Source organism: Enterococcus sp. AAFC-DPL-6103, from assembly GCF_058216595.1.
The window spans coordinates 820,687-833,193 of the sequence record NZ_CM177102.1 but is presented as its reverse complement, the minus strand read 5'-3'; the positions used below and the strand labels follow the sequence as shown (position 1 = coordinate 833,193).

Sequence of the window (12,507 nt, the reverse complement as noted above, 5' to 3'; positions counted from 1 at the left end):
TCACTTCTCTTTTGTTTCTTCTTTATATTGTTCTTCTAGCCAGTTGACACCACGTTTTAGAACACCTAAATCACGTTTGGACCATTTACTATCATCAGCAGTTATAGAAGCAGCATCAGTCAAAGCAACGACGGCTTCATCAATCGACTTGTCATATTTATTTGCAACTAATTGCAAAGCATCTAAAAATAGCTTTTTGCTTCTTTGACTTGCTGGTTCCAACATCGAAACATCTTCTGGCATGTCTTCACCTGCGAAAATATATAAACCTAAGCCGAACATTGCTAGATTTTTTACAAGACAACGCATAATCGTTTTGTTGATATCGAACATTGTTGCCGATTCAACTCGCTTTTCTATTTTTCCAACAATTTCTTTTTTCTTTGTTTCGTTATTCCACTGATAGTCATTGACTTCATACGTATACGGTTCATCTTTCATTGCTTTATTTGCGCCATCCATCACGGGCAACCACATTTCACGTTTTACACCGTTCACAGTAACGTTTGTAAAAACCATATATCCTGTTTTTTTATCGAAAATATATGGTAGATGCGTTTCTGGATTGTGATAAATTTCATAGTCCACTTCTTCACAAATCTTGCTGACTTCTGCCCATGCCCAAGCCCAAGAAAGGTAAGTCAATTTATTTCGTTTTTCTACCACGTCATTAAAAGCAATTTTGTATAGACTGTTAAAAAGTGTGTTATCACTTCTTTTTTGTATATTGCCTAATTTTTCACTCACTAAATTCACTCTCCAGTTCACTAATAAACTTTTTACCTTTACCGTAATACGTTATGTCTATTAGGTTGTTATGTTCGTACTCTTCTAACGCATCGATCAAACCTTCCTCAACAACGTAAATGTATTCAGGTTTGCCAGATACTTTGGATAGATGAATAAGATAAACGTGATCCCAAATCCCGACAAAATTACCTAAATCGTCTTGATCACATGCTAGCTCTTCGCTAGTCAAAAGATTTTTTCTGACTTTTTGCCTATTTATTTTTCTAATGCTTGATTTTCCCCAATCAGGATCAGTCAAATATTGATCTAAAGTGGAAAGTTCTTTATCCATATGCTAAAATCTCCTTAGATATGTTTTGTATGTGACTCATTGCTTTGGACGGCGGAGTCACTTTTTTATTTGTTGCCATGCTTTTTGCTTATCGATTTGTTGTTGGCTTAAAATGATTGGTTTGTTGTATTTCCACCAACAATTAGCAATCACTGTGCCTATTTTTAGCGCTTCAACTCTATTCATCCTCTAACAACTCCGTTTGTTTAATAATTGTCATTGTTGCTGTAGAAGGCATCCAGTTGTTAATAAACTCGATAACATCATCGAACTGTTTTGCTTTGATGCGATTTCTAGCTACTGCCCCAGTTATTCGCTTAATTCCTCCATTCAAGTCTTTAAACAATTCTGCTTTTGCTTTGCTATTTAAATGCTGTTGATTGCAAATAACTCTGATTTTGTTACGCACCATCCTAGAAATTGTTCGGTAATCTGGTTCAGCTAGAAGTTGATTGTTCTTCAAATCATTTAAATCGGACTCTATAACATCTACTCTTTCGTTCGTTTCTTCGTTTGCAGCCAAGGCTAACATCGCCACTTCTCTATGTGTGGTTGGAAGAGCGATCTGTTGCTCTTTAATTGCTTTTTCCATTTCATTGAAAGCTTCAATAAATTTTAGTTTGAAATTTATTGCTTTACTTCCAGTGAATCCCATAGCTAGCAAGGAAAATCCATCTCTATTCATGAAATAAACTCTCCGACTTCTTCCGTATGAGTCTGGCTCGTTCCCTTCCACAAACATCTGTCCAAAATTGGACCCATCTTCCACATTGGCCGAATTTTCGACCGATCTTTTTATTGATTCAATTGCTTCTAGCACATGCTTATGTTTCTTTTCAAAACTTTCTGCAACTTGTAAGCTCGTAGTAACAGCTTCTTTATTTTTCATAATTACTAATTCTTGCATTTTTTCTTAGCTCCTTTTTGATATAATTTTTCTTAGAAAGTGAGGTGATAAAATTGTTCGATGATATTATTCACATTGAAATATTTAGTACACATCAACAAGATCAACGGTTAATAAACGAACTACTTAAAAGCGGTTGGAAACTTCTTTCAATCATCCAAAACAAACAAGACAACTATGATGCTTTTGGCCAAATAATAATTGGAGCAGATACTAACGCCTTTGAAAAAAATAATCTTAATTTAATCAAAAAAGCTAAAGCCGAAGCTTCTAAACTTGCTGAGGAAAAGTATCGTAAAGAGAATAATTTGACTCAAACTGAATCTGAATTTGATGATTGGCCTTTTTAAAATTCATATTCACCTTTCCATTCATCCCAGTTATTGAATTTTTCCTCTACTGTAATAGGTCGATTACTTTTAGAGTTTTCAGCTAACTTAACTTTCTGCTCTGAGTTACTCACAATAACTTGGAGCAATTCGTTTGTTTTTTTCTGTTCTGCTAAAATTTGTTGTAATAAACTTTCAGTCATTATTAAGTCTCCTTTTTGACAACCAATTTCTTATTTCCTAATTAGCCAAGTTATTAACACTGATATAATAAGTGGAAAAATTATTGAATATATTATTTTTTGTTTTTTATTCTTCATTAGTCAGTCCCCCGACTGGCTTTTTTAATGTTCTTAACATCAAGCCAATTGATCAAAAATAAACATGCGCTGTAGATAACGCCTAAAACTAAACTAAAATGTGTGATTGTAACTAGCATCGCTAGCATGAATCCAACGATGATGACATCTGATTTGTTCATTTCTTAACCTCTTTTCCGAAATATCGTTCAATCAAATGAAGAGCTTCTTCTTTTGTTGAAACAGTGTGTGTTGTTTTGCCGTCTGATATTTTTATTGTTGGCATTTTTGTTCACCTTTTTTCTTACTAGAATTCCGAACACTTACCCGATTTTTTATTGTTCTAAAACCCAAACTCTACATTGTTCTTTGTCATAAAATTTTTGTTCGCCTATTTGACCGAATGGAAGACCCTGAGATTCCCATTTACGAATCGTTGAAGTAGATACCCCAAAATATTTTGCTATTTCAATTTGCTTTAATACACGCTTATCCATAGAAGCATCTTTTCTTGCATTTGCTATTTCGTCAGTTATGATTTCGTGAATATAACTACGAAGCGACATCTCGTTTTCAGGTGTTAAGATCACTTCCATAATTCAGAACCTCCTTTTTTATAATTCGTACATAGTAATAATCGAATCGATAATTCTATTAGCTTCTGCAGAAGTCTTTTTACCACTTAAGATTAAAGATAAATAACTCTTACTAATTCCAAATCTTTCAGCAAGCATTTTGTATGTTAGGAATTTAGATCCTTCTACATACTTTTTAATTTTTTCTCTATCTCGTTGAGTGATTTCTGATATTTCAGTCATTTCTTCATATTCTCCTTTCTATACAACTTCTTCTAAATCCATTTGAGGATAATAACCCTCTGCAATTAACAAGTTGTAGATAAAAACTCGTCCTTTTTGTGTCCATTTGGTATTCATTACAACTTTTATGCCACCGTCAGCTTTTGGTATCTCGCTTGTGTGTGATTTTGTATACCCTTGATTCATATGCTTACGATAGAGTAGCCATTGACCGCTAACTTTATGCTGTACGCCTAATTTGTTGAGTAATTTATTCAAAGCGATGGCCGACATTCCATAATCAGCTGCAATTTGAGAAGTCGCTACTGTGTCTGTTGATGATAGAATCGTGTCTAAATAGCTAATCTTTGGTTCATACTCAGCGATTTGTTGTTCGAGCAATTGGTTCTTTTCTTCTAGGTCAGCTGCTAAACGCAATGCCTGTGCGAAACTTTTAGGTACATTTGAATAGCTACCAGTTTTTCTGATTGTTGGTAGGACTTCACTTGTCACCCATCGTTTGAATTTTTTAGCATTTGGAAGTTTTGATTTAAGTATTAAGCTGTATAGCCCTGATTCGTTGATGATCGTCATATTTTGTTTTCCGCCAAGGTCGCCCTGAATTGGGGCATCCTGCTTATCTTCTTCATCTACGTGTGTAGAAATAGCATTTCTTGGTTTTGAATAACCTAAAACTTCTGCAACGTCTTTTCCTACAAAATATGGTTCGTCATTTACTAAGATTGTTCGAACTTCGTTTTGTTCGAAATTAAATATTTGTGGTGAGTTCATTTTGTTCATTCCTTTCTGTTGTATAATTTCCTTATCGGTCAGTGATCGGCTGAAATAATTGATAAGGAGGTGGAATATTGAAGTTAAATCACGATTGCATTAGAGATGTTTTATTGTTTACCGAAGAACTTCCATACAATAATCAAGTTATTAATGATAGTATTTTCGAATCGGAACGTCTTGAAAAATATTCAAAAGATGAAATTTGTTACACTATTACTAAAATCGGAAATAGCGATGCTAAACTAATCAATGGTTATGTGAAGATCGCCAGCAGTAAACCTTGTATTACTTGTATAAAAAGTTTGACATTTGAAGGTCATAAATATTTAGATAATATTAGAGACCCTAAAATTTGGAAAGAAAGTAAAAAGATTTCATCTAAAATCACAAGTGTATCAATCGACATAATGAGTACCATCGCTAGTAATGTAATTATGAAAACTCTTAAATTGGATTAATCAGTTTCCCAATCCTCAGCCGTTAAATCATCAGCAGTTGGATTCCATCTAATGCCAATCTCTTCTAGAGTAGGTGAAATAAGCAAACAACATTCCCAACTGCTGGTGGTCGGTTTTATTTTTACATCGATTCCTAATTCTTTTTCAGATTTTCTATATATGCACTTCCCATCTGATAAAGCTTTTTTCACAGCTTCTTTTATGTTCATAATTCTTACTCACCTCTTTTTATTCAAATTTGTAAACAAATTTAACAACTATCTTCTAAACTTCGTTGACACTCGACTACACTATAGTGTAGTATATAGTCATAGTTAAATAAGACATACAAACAATTGATTTAAAAGCTTTCTTGGCGGTTGGCGTTTAATTATCAACGGTATTTTTGTTGTCTTTTTAGTTGTTAAATTTGTTTACAAGAACGATATTACACTATAGTGTTGGTTTTGTAAAGATAAAACTACACTTTTTTATTGTTTTTTGTAAACTTTTGAAGGGAACCTTGATATGACAGTATTTGACCGAATAAAAAGTTTAGCAAAAAAAAATTCAAAAACAATGAAACAAGTAACGATTGATCTAGGCTATAGTGAAAATTATTTCTATAGTTTAAAAAGCGGTAAACAACCATCTGCAGAAAAACTCAGTGAGATTGCAGATTATTTTAATGTGTCTGTCGACTATCTTTTAGGAAGAAATCAAGCGCCTGAATGGGCGGATAAAGATGATTTAATTGAACTAGATAAACTTCTAGAATCAAATGTTAATATGGCATATGGCGGAGAAACACTTACTCCCGAAGAAAAGCAACGTGTTAAAGATGTTATGACGGGATTGTTCTGGGAATTTAGAAAAAGAGATAAAGAGAAGTGATTTCATGGAAATGGATACCATCAATTTAGTTGGAAAGATGAAAAAAGAATATGGTACTGCTGATCCATTTGGAATTTCAGAAAAAATGGGAATTGAAATTAGATATGTCCCCTTTTTAGAAAATCCCAAAGGTCAATTTCAAGAATTGTTAGGTCATCCTGTTATCCTTTTAAATGAATCATTAAAAGATTCAGAAGAAAGGTTTTATATTTGCGCTCACGAACTTGGACATGCCCTGTTCCATAAAGAAATTTCTAGTTATTATGTCTCGACAAGAAATTCAAGAAGCAAGTCTGAAAGCGAAGCGAATTGTTTCGCTGCTAATCTTATAGCTGACTTATATAAAGAAGATACACAAATGTATCCGAGAAAAATCGAAGATTTATCTCGTTTATATGGTCTTCCTTTTTCGGCGTATAGATTCTTAATTTAGTCTCACAAAAAAAGCCCGTGCTGGTACACGGACTCCTACCCCATTTTTGAGATAGCTTACAAAATAATTATATCAAAGAAATGAGGAGTAAAGAATGAAAAAAGTTTTAGGGGTATCGTTATTATTCTTATCACTACTATTTTTCACGGCTTGTGGTAAAAACGTAACGACAGCAGATTTAAAAGCGAATGATTGGTTAATTGAAGCAACTAAAGATGACGAACCTAATATGATAGCATCATTTTCTGATCATGTAGTTTCGCTTAGTGTCGACACTAGTGAAATGAAATCAACTGCTAGCAACGATTGGGAAGCTTTAGGTGAAGATTTTGCCAAAAAATTAGTTGAGCAAATGAATTATAAGTTTGAGTACACTCTAAAAAACAATGAAATGGTTTGGAAAGATGAAGAAGATAAAGACAACGATGCAAAATATACTGTTAGCAAAGATGGAAAAAATCTTATTTTAACGCCTGACAAAAACAATAAATCAAACGATAACAAAAAATTAACATTAAAACCTTATAAAAAGAAAAAAAGCACAAACACAACAGAAACTACTAATTCAAGTGGTATTGAACAATCTTCTTCGTCAGCAGTTTCAAGCATAACTGTAACATCGGCTGAGCAAGCATCTACTAACACAAATGTAGTCAATAACCTAGATACTACATATTCTTCAGCAAATATAGAAAATTATGTAGAAAACAATCAAGAGTCGTATGTTGCACCAACTGAATCTACACCGGATTCTATTCAACAATCTGTACCACAGGATTATGCACCGGCGAACGTAACAGAAAAATCTTCTTCAACACCAGAAGTTCAATCTGCCGGTCCTACAACAATCATTCTTCAAGCTGGCGAAGGACCAAAACAAGTAGCTGAACGTGCTGGAATAACAGTCGACCAATTATTTGCATTAAATGGGATGGATTCAAACAGCTATATGATGTATCCAGGTCAAGAACTGAGAATCAAGTAAAAATACAAGTATCTGTTTAAGGAGGTGATGCTAGCTATTTAAGTCCGAACACTTACCCGAGTTGAAAGGACGATTAAAAATGGCAACATTTGAACAGTACAAAAAGAAAAACGGTGAAAAACTCTGGATGTTTCAAACTTATTTAGGAGTTGATTCATTAACTGGAAAACAAGTAAGAACCACTAGAAGAGGTTTTAAAACAAAAAAAGAAGCACAATTAGAACTAACTAAAGTGCAACTAGAATATGAAAAAAACGGTCTGAATAAATCTAAAGAGTTAACTTTTCAAGAAATATATGATTTGTGGATTGTAAATTATGAGCAGACAGTGAAAGAAAGCTCATTCGTCAAAACAAAAGAACAGTTTAAAAATCATATCTTGCCTGCATTCGGTGCATTTAAAGTCAACAAAATATCAATTGATGTAGCTCAAAAATTCGCTAATGAAAAAGTAAAAGATTTTGTTTTATATAGAGAATTTATCAATAATGCTTCACGTATATGTGATTATGCTATTCGCTTGGGTTATCTACAAGATAATCCATTTAAAAAAATTACAGTTCCAAAAAGAAAAGTTTCTGTACAAGAAGAGGACACTTTAAACTTTTTTAACAAAGAAGAACTAGAAATTTTTTTGGATGCAGTAGAAAAGAAAAAAGATATTCGTATGTATGCTTTTTTTAGAACCCTAGTTTTCACAGGAATGCGTGCGGGCGAGCTCTTAGCCCTCACATGGAAAGATATTGATTTTAAGGATAATTATATCAAGATAAACAAAACTCTTGCCAGAGGAAAAAATAGACGTCTTTACGTTGAGCAACCTAAAACAAAAAACTCAAAGCGAAAGATTCCAACTGATGAAAAAACTTTGAACATCTTGAAAAAATGGCGGTTGGAACAAAGAAGATGGCTCTTAGCTTTGGGAATCAATACATTAAACAAAAATCAATTAGTATTTTCGAACGAAAGAAATGAACATCTTCAATTGTCTAAGCCTCGAAAATGGTTAGAGGTAATTATCAAGCAAAATAATTTGAAACGCATCACCATTCACGGTCTTAGACATACACATGCTAGTTTGCTTTTAGAATCAGGGGCGAATATTAAAGATGTGCAAGAACGTTTGGGTCATGCTTCAATTCAAATCACTATGGATCTGTATATTCACATTACGGACAAACGAAAAGAAGAAACAGCAACTCAATTCGCAAAATATATAGATATTTAAACAAAACGTATTCAAAGACGTATTCACAAAAATAAAAAGAAGCGAAAACGTTGCAAGCTGTCACTTGTATATCAACGTTTTTGCTTCTTTTATAAGATGACAATTAAGGAAGGTACAGGATTTGAACCTGCGCGCCGGTATTAGCCGGTTCGGCGGATTTCGAGTCCGCTGCATTACCACTCTGCCAACCTTCCGCGATTTCTATTTTTAATCTTTTCAGCCGAAATGTCAAGCACCATTTTTTCAGGCCAATCTTTTCGTTTTAGGTCAAAAGAAAAAGGCCACACGCAGTCAGACACCCACGTTAGCCTTTTATAAATTTTTAGCGGATAACTTCTGGATTGTCTATGGACAGCACAGAGTCAATTGTTCTAGAAATCAAAGAAATGATTTGTTCTTCTGTTGGCTGCATAATGTTTGAGGACATCAATGAAGCTAATCCAGTCACGACTACCCAAGTACCCGTATGTAACGCATCTATATATTCGTCAGATAAATGACTATATTTCTCGTCTTTCTTTGCAGCTTCATAGAAATAATTATATGAAAAATCATGCATTTTTTTACCATCACCATGTTCATCGATATACAATGCCATGTACAAACTATGATGCTTTTTTGCAAAATTGATATAATTTAAACCTAAATCGATAATTTTGTCGCCAGTATGCTCGATAGGAAAAACTTCCTCTTTGAGTTGCTCAAAAATAGAATCTAAAAGTGTATTCTTTAAATCTTCCATATTCTTAAACTCTAAATAAATAGGTTGTGTCGAAATCCCCATCTTCTTTGCAATGTTACGAGCAGTAAATCCTTTGAAGCCTTCTTTAGCAACAACTTCGTATGCTGCTTTTAGAATTTGATCTTTAGTATAGACTTTTCTTCTCATAAAAACTCCCCCACTTTGTACTGCATATATGTTCTTTAATTGTAACCGATAACTAACCATTTTTGCAAACATTTTACTCATAATTGTTATATTTAAATCAAATGAAGATAAACTATTTAATCAAATTCTAATAGGTAAATGTTTCTTCATCAAATTATGCATTCCCTTTCATTTTTTAAGCATTCCATTTTTCCTTATTTTTTCACTCTTTTTTTGTCAGCTATGGTGAAAACATCGTTACTAATCCGATAAGGAAACTATCGTTATTTATATTTATTTTCAAAAAGAAATAATTACTAAAAAAATGCCCTGATAAAATTTAAATAAGTCTTTAGTAGGATGTAATTTCTTCACAAATCTTTTATACTTACTTCGAACTTACAAAACTGTTTGAGTAGTGTCATCTAAATAAGTAGCATATTTGCCACTTTATCGCGTATAGTAATCTTAGATTAAAAAACTTCAAGGAGATGATTCAAAATGAACGTTACAGCATCAAGAAAACTTATCAACTTTATTTCAATTATCGGTTTAGGCGTGTCGATCGCACTGACTGTTTACTTTATCAATCTTGGAGTCTTCAAAGACATCAATGCATTGAGAGGTCTTGTTGGCCAATCCGTTATTCTTGGACCCATTATTTTCATTTTGATTCAGATCCTACAAGTAGTCATTCCCATTATTCCCGGTGGTATCAGTACCGCAGCTGGTGTTCTGATTTTTGGTCCTTATGCTGGTTTTGTTTATAACTACGTTGGGATTTGTATTGGCTCGGTTATTATCTTCCTATTAGGTAGACGCTACGGAAAACCATTTATTTTGTCTTTAATCAGTGATAAAACATATAACAAATATATTGGTTGGTTGGATAACCAAAGCCGGTTCGAAAAACTTTTTGCGCTTGCAATTTTCTTGCCAGTCGCGCCCGATGACGCACTTTGCCTGATGGCTGGTTTAACAAACATTTCCGTAAAGAAATTTTCACTAATTATTTTCCTTGCTAAACCACTCTCTATTTTCTTATATAGTATGGCATTGATTTACGGTGGACAATACTTGACCAGTTTACTTGGGTAACAGGATGAAATAAATGAAGACATTCTGACACAGATTAGTGGTCTGACCTCTAACCTGTGTTTTTTTTCTTTTTAGGATACAATAGGATTAGTAGGTGATAAAAATGAATTATTTAAAACATAGTTTAAGGAATGCTTGGGATTTTCTCAAAGGAACACAAAATTATTTTCGTGATGTTCTACTAATGCACGGCTTCATTTTATTTATTTGTCTGCCGTTATTGAACAGTACAACTCGCTTTATTTTACATCGTGGTGCAATTGATTATTTATCTTATGACAATATCGCAACTATATTTTCTAAACATCCTGGTGTACTAGGTGCGCTTTGTTTAGTCTTGTTGCTGATTTTACTTTTAGTCTATTTTGAGTTCACTTTCTTATTAATCAGTGTTTACTTCATCAAGAAAAGAAAACCTGTTTCTTTAAAACAATTGCTTCGAATGACCATCTTACAACTAAAAAAAGTTCGTCCCGTTACGTTTCTCTTTTTCTTAGCTTATTTTCTACTGATTTTACCGTTAAGCGGATTGAGTTTTAATTCTGATTTACTATCAAAAGTCAAAATTCCTTCATTTATTATGGATTTTATTTTTGAAAATCGGCTCGTGATCGTTAGTTTATTCGTTTTAGTTTACCTTTTCTTAGCATATATCGGTATCCGGCTGATTTTTGCGTTACCAGAAATGATCTTGCGGGATCGACCATTTCGCGAATCAGTTCGAGAAAGTTGGCGACTTACGAAATCCCGTTTCTTTGCGATTCTAGGTCAATTTATTATTATCGGTGGTAGTATCTTACTGATTTCCTCACTAGGTTATCTGTTTATCATCATTTCACAGACAGCTGTTGAGAGTTTTTTACCTGATTATTCATTGATTAGTGCTGTTTTTGCAATGACACTATTACAATTGATACTTTTGTTTAATATAGTTATGTCAACTGTTGGAATATTTTACATTATTGTCGACTTCATGGATGATGAAGGTTTTTTACCAGAAATTCCTGAATGGTTCACTCCTGAGCCACCCTTACATCGACATTCTACCTTAAAGAATACTGGACTTATTCTTTTTTGTGTTTTCTTTGGTGTTGGCGTCTGTTTATATAATATGAACTACTTGACTTCTGCCGCACAAACTACACCTTTAACCATTTCTCACCGTGGTGTCAGCAATCAAAATGGTGTTCAAAACACCTTGCCTGCCTTAGAAAAGACGAGTCAAACTTATCATCCCGACTACGTTGAAATGGATGTTCAAGAAACAAAAGATGGTCAGTTCGTCGTTATGCATGATTTCAATTTGAAGAATTTGACTGGCCTCAATCAGATACCACAAAATTTAACTTTAGAAGAACTAGAAAAATTAACAGTTAAAGAAAATGGTCAAGAAGCACCGCTTGTTTCTTTTGATGATTATTTAGCAGCTGCTAAAAAAATCAATCAAAAATTACTGATTGAAATTAAAACGACGAAACATGACTCGAAAGATCTTGTTGAGCGTTTCACTAACAAATATCGCTCAGAGATTTTGGAACAACATCATATTTTACAGAGTTTGACTTACCAAACTGTCGAAGATTTGAAGAAAACTGAACCAAAATTTTACGTTGGCTATATTTTGCCTTTTAATATTGTGGGACCGCCGATTACTTCTGCAGACTTTTTAACAATGGAATATAGTACAATTAATCGAAACTTTATTTCATCTGCTCATGAGGATAATAAAAAAGTTTATGTTTGGACAGTCAATGACTCAGATGCAGTCAGTCGAATGATGTTTTATGGTGTAGATGGAATCATTACCGATCAGATGAGCATTTTAAATAAAGAAGTACAATCACTTGATGAGGAGATAACTTATTCTGATAAATTGCTTAACTTCGTACTAGGTGTTGGTTAATCAAGAGAATAATAAAAACAGCGATCGTTATATGTAACGATCGCTGTTTTTATTATTCTCTTTTCGCGTCTTTAACTGCCCGAAAGATGGCTAAAACTGCGGGAATTGCTGAGACAACTGCGAGAAAAATTCCTAGTTTTCCTGAATTTCTTTTCTTTGTCATAACATCTTCTCCCTCCTCTTTCCTTAAGTATAAAAAATTTTTTCAAATTTCTCAAAAGAAGCGATTCATTACGATACCATTTCAACTGGGGCATAAATATCATCCAGCTTAACTAACACACGATATTGTTTTTCATCAATAACAGAGTGGTCACATTGATCGTAGCTTTCAACTAAAACAACAGCTGTGTTGGTATAGGTATGTTCGATATAACCAACGATTTCGTTAGTTACACCAATAGGTTTGCATATGTAAGATTTTCCAACTTCGATATCTAACATCAAAATTCA

20 protein-coding genes and 1 tRNA gene are annotated in these 12,507 nt (G+C 33.5%); 8 read left to right on the top strand and 13 right to left on the bottom strand.

Annotated features, from left to right (window positions below):
* Genes AC4BC3_RS04075 through AC4BC3_RS04060 form a run of 4 tightly spaced genes read right to left on the bottom strand, consistent with a single transcriptional unit; the run spans position 1 to position 1,988 of the window.
* Positions 1 to 747, bottom strand: a complete 747-nt coding sequence (locus AC4BC3_RS04075) for a Sak single strand annealing protein (protein WP_490467036.1) — start codon at positions 745 to 747, stop codon at positions 1 to 3.
* Positions 740 to 1,081: a hypothetical protein gene (locus AC4BC3_RS04070; RefSeq protein ID WP_490467035.1), complete on the bottom strand. Its 342-nt coding sequence runs from the start codon at positions 1,079 to 1,081 to the stop codon at positions 740 to 742. Before AC4BC3_RS04070 ends, AC4BC3_RS04075 begins: the two co-directional genes overlap by 8 nt.
* A gap of 57 nt (positions 1,082 to 1,138) precedes the next feature.
* A complete protein-coding gene (locus tag AC4BC3_RS04065) occupies positions 1,139 to 1,267 on the bottom strand; it encodes a hypothetical protein (protein ID WP_490467034.1) in 129 nt (42 codons plus the stop codon).
* The gene (locus AC4BC3_RS04060) at positions 1,260 to 1,988 is read right to left on the bottom strand and encodes a Rha family transcriptional regulator (RefSeq protein WP_490467033.1); all 729 of its coding nucleotides are present in this window, start codon (positions 1,986 to 1,988) and stop codon (positions 1,260 to 1,262) included. The genes AC4BC3_RS04065 and AC4BC3_RS04060 overlap by 8 nt, the downstream gene beginning before the upstream one ends.
* A 53-nt stretch (positions 1,989 to 2,041) precedes the next feature.
* Here AC4BC3_RS04060 and AC4BC3_RS04055 point away from each other — a divergent pair, with 53 nt between their 5' ends.
* Positions 2,042 to 2,338 carry a hypothetical protein gene (locus AC4BC3_RS04055; protein ID WP_490467032.1) on the top strand — a complete coding sequence of 99 codons (297 nt, stop codon included), beginning with the start codon at positions 2,042 to 2,044 and terminating at the stop codon, positions 2,336 to 2,338.
* On the opposite strand, the gene AC4BC3_RS04050 is transcribed toward AC4BC3_RS04055, so the two are convergent.
* The 5 genes from AC4BC3_RS04050 to AC4BC3_RS04030 all read right to left on the bottom strand — a co-directional run bounded on the left by AC4BC3_RS04050 (position 2,335) and on the right by AC4BC3_RS04030 (position 4,205).
* Positions 2,335 to 2,520, bottom strand: a complete 186-nt coding sequence (locus AC4BC3_RS04050; protein WP_490467031.1) for a hypothetical protein — start codon at positions 2,518 to 2,520, stop codon at positions 2,335 to 2,337. The genes AC4BC3_RS04055 and AC4BC3_RS04050 overlap by 4 nt on opposite strands.
* Positions 2,521 to 2,636: 116 nt before the next feature.
* A complete protein-coding gene (locus AC4BC3_RS04045) occupies positions 2,637 to 2,798 on the bottom strand; it encodes a hypothetical protein (RefSeq protein ID WP_490467030.1) in 162 nt (53 codons plus the stop codon).
* Positions 2,799 to 2,951: 153 nt separating this feature from the next.
* Entirely contained in the window at positions 2,952 to 3,212 is a 261-nt protein-coding gene (locus AC4BC3_RS04040) for a MerR family transcriptional regulator (RefSeq protein ID WP_368027365.1), read from the bottom strand.
* 18 nt (positions 3,213 to 3,230) lie between these two features.
* A complete protein-coding gene (locus AC4BC3_RS04035) occupies positions 3,231 to 3,434 on the bottom strand; it encodes a helix-turn-helix domain-containing protein (protein ID WP_270660542.1) in 204 nt (67 codons plus the stop codon).
* Positions 3,435 to 3,452: 18 nt separating this feature from the next.
* Entirely contained in the window at positions 3,453 to 4,205 is a 753-nt protein-coding gene (locus AC4BC3_RS04030; RefSeq protein ID WP_490467029.1) for a phage antirepressor KilAC domain-containing protein, read from the bottom strand.
* A gap of 77 nt (positions 4,206 to 4,282) precedes the next feature.
* Here AC4BC3_RS04030 and AC4BC3_RS04025 point away from each other — a divergent pair, with 77 nt between their 5' ends.
* A complete protein-coding gene (locus AC4BC3_RS04025; RefSeq protein ID WP_490467028.1) occupies positions 4,283 to 4,666 on the top strand; it encodes a DUF2513 domain-containing protein in 384 nt (127 codons plus the stop codon).
* On the opposite strand, the gene AC4BC3_RS04020 is transcribed toward AC4BC3_RS04025, so the two are convergent.
* Positions 4,663 to 4,875 (bottom strand): Thoeris anti-defense Tad2 family protein, encoded by a 213-nt coding sequence (locus AC4BC3_RS04020; RefSeq protein WP_490467027.1) that lies wholly within the window; start codon positions 4,873 to 4,875, stop codon positions 4,663 to 4,665. The two genes, AC4BC3_RS04025 and AC4BC3_RS04020, sit on opposite strands and share 4 nt — an antisense overlap.
* Positions 4,876 to 5,173: 298 nt before the next feature.
* Between AC4BC3_RS04020 and AC4BC3_RS04015 the strand changes: the two genes are divergently transcribed.
* The 4 genes from AC4BC3_RS04015 to AC4BC3_RS04000 all read left to right on the top strand — a co-directional run bounded on the left by AC4BC3_RS04015 (position 5,174) and on the right by AC4BC3_RS04000 (position 8,185).
* Positions 5,174 to 5,539, top strand: coding sequence for a helix-turn-helix domain-containing protein (locus AC4BC3_RS04015; protein WP_490467026.1), 366 nt, complete (start codon positions 5,174 to 5,176; stop codon positions 5,537 to 5,539).
* Between the two features lie 4 nt (positions 5,540 to 5,543).
* Positions 5,544 to 5,972 carry an ImmA/IrrE family metallo-endopeptidase gene (locus AC4BC3_RS04010; RefSeq protein ID WP_490467025.1) on the top strand — a complete coding sequence of 143 codons (429 nt, stop codon included), beginning with the start codon at positions 5,544 to 5,546 and terminating at the stop codon, positions 5,970 to 5,972.
* A 94-nt stretch (positions 5,973 to 6,066) separates the two neighbouring features.
* On the top strand, positions 6,067 to 6,957 hold the full coding sequence (locus tag AC4BC3_RS04005) for a LysM peptidoglycan-binding domain-containing protein (protein ID WP_490467024.1): 891 nt from the start codon (positions 6,067 to 6,069) through the stop codon (positions 6,955 to 6,957).
* Positions 6,958 to 7,036: 79 nt separating this feature from the next.
* Positions 7,037 to 8,185 (top strand): tyrosine-type recombinase/integrase, encoded by a 1,149-nt coding sequence (locus tag AC4BC3_RS04000; protein WP_490467023.1) that lies wholly within the window; start codon positions 7,037 to 7,039, stop codon positions 8,183 to 8,185.
* A gap of 106 nt (positions 8,186 to 8,291) precedes the next feature.
* Here AC4BC3_RS04000 and AC4BC3_RS03995 read toward each other — a convergent pair.
* A tRNA-Ser gene (locus AC4BC3_RS03995) sits at positions 8,292 to 8,379 on the bottom strand.
* 128 nt (positions 8,380 to 8,507) lie between these two features.
* Positions 8,508 to 9,074, bottom strand: a complete 567-nt coding sequence (locus AC4BC3_RS03990; RefSeq protein WP_206907847.1) for a TetR/AcrR family transcriptional regulator — start codon at positions 9,072 to 9,074, stop codon at positions 8,508 to 8,510.
* Between the two features lie 480 nt (positions 9,075 to 9,554).
* Here AC4BC3_RS03990 and AC4BC3_RS03985 point away from each other — a divergent pair, with 480 nt between their 5' ends.
* Both AC4BC3_RS03985 and AC4BC3_RS03980 read left to right on the top strand, forming a co-directional pair.
* Positions 9,555 to 10,151: a TVP38/TMEM64 family protein gene (locus AC4BC3_RS03985; protein WP_206907845.1), complete on the top strand. Its 597-nt coding sequence runs from the start codon at positions 9,555 to 9,557 to the stop codon at positions 10,149 to 10,151.
* Between the two features lie 103 nt (positions 10,152 to 10,254).
* Positions 10,255 to 12,054: a glycerophosphoryl diester phosphodiesterase membrane domain-containing protein gene (locus tag AC4BC3_RS03980; RefSeq protein WP_490467022.1), complete on the top strand. Its 1,800-nt coding sequence runs from the start codon at positions 10,255 to 10,257 to the stop codon at positions 12,052 to 12,054.
* A 231-nt stretch (positions 12,055 to 12,285) separates the two neighbouring features.
* Here AC4BC3_RS03980 and AC4BC3_RS03975 read toward each other — a convergent pair whose 3' ends face one another.
* Complete coding sequence (locus tag AC4BC3_RS03975) at positions 12,286 to 12,498, bottom strand: hypothetical protein (protein WP_206909776.1); 213 nt, start codon at positions 12,496 to 12,498, stop codon at positions 12,286 to 12,288.
* Positions 12,499 to 12,507 lie beyond the last annotated feature (9 nt).

Excerpts from the sequence above, each read along its gene's own strand:
- AC4BC3_RS04070 (WP_490467035.1), bottom strand. The coding sequence starts at position 1,081 with ATGGATAAAGAACTTTCCACTTTAGATCAATATTTGACTGATCCTGAT.
- AC4BC3_RS04065 (WP_490467034.1), bottom strand. The coding sequence starts at position 1,267 with ATGAATAGAGTTGAAGCGCTAAAAATAGGCACAGTGATTGCTAATTGT.
- AC4BC3_RS04060 (WP_490467033.1), bottom strand. The coding sequence starts at position 1,988 with ATGCAAGAATTAGTAATTATGAAAAATAAAGAAGCTGTTACTACGAGC.
- AC4BC3_RS04050 (WP_490467031.1), bottom strand. The coding sequence starts at position 2,520 with ATGACTGAAAGTTTATTACAACAAATTTTAGCAGAACAGAAAAAAACA.
- AC4BC3_RS04045 (WP_490467030.1), bottom strand. The coding sequence starts at position 2,798 with ATGAACAAATCAGATGTCATCATCGTTGGATTCATGCTAGCGATGCTA.
- AC4BC3_RS04040 (WP_368027365.1), bottom strand. The coding sequence starts at position 3,212 with ATGGAAGTGATCTTAACACCTGAAAACGAGATGTCGCTTCGTAGTTAT.
- AC4BC3_RS04035 (WP_270660542.1), bottom strand. The coding sequence starts at position 3,434 with ATGACTGAAATATCAGAAATCACTCAACGAGATAGAGAAAAAATTAAA.
- AC4BC3_RS04030 (WP_490467029.1), bottom strand. The coding sequence starts at position 4,205 with ATGAACTCACCACAAATATTTAATTTCGAACAAAACGAAGTTCGAACA.
- AC4BC3_RS04020 (WP_490467027.1), bottom strand. The coding sequence starts at position 4,875 with ATGAACATAAAAGAAGCTGTGAAAAAAGCTTTATCAGATGGGAAGTGC.
- AC4BC3_RS04015 (WP_490467026.1), top strand. The coding sequence starts at position 5,174 with ATGACAGTATTTGACCGAATAAAAAGTTTAGCAAAAAAAAATTCAAAA.
- AC4BC3_RS04010 (WP_490467025.1), top strand. The coding sequence starts at position 5,544 with ATGGAAATGGATACCATCAATTTAGTTGGAAAGATGAAAAAAGAATAT.
- AC4BC3_RS04005 (WP_490467024.1), top strand. The coding sequence starts at position 6,067 with ATGAAAAAAGTTTTAGGGGTATCGTTATTATTCTTATCACTACTATTT.
- AC4BC3_RS04000 (WP_490467023.1), top strand. The coding sequence starts at position 7,037 with ATGGCAACATTTGAACAGTACAAAAAGAAAAACGGTGAAAAACTCTGG.
- AC4BC3_RS03990 (WP_206907847.1), bottom strand. The coding sequence starts at position 9,074 with ATGAGAAGAAAAGTCTATACTAAAGATCAAATTCTAAAAGCAGCATAC.
- AC4BC3_RS03985 (WP_206907845.1), top strand. The coding sequence starts at position 9,555 with ATGAACGTTACAGCATCAAGAAAACTTATCAACTTTATTTCAATTATC.
- AC4BC3_RS03980 (WP_490467022.1), top strand. The coding sequence starts at position 10,255 with ATGAATTATTTAAAACATAGTTTAAGGAATGCTTGGGATTTTCTCAAA.
- AC4BC3_RS03975 (WP_206909776.1), bottom strand. The coding sequence starts at position 12,498 with ATGTTAGATATCGAAGTTGGAAAATCTTACATATGCAAACCTATTGGT.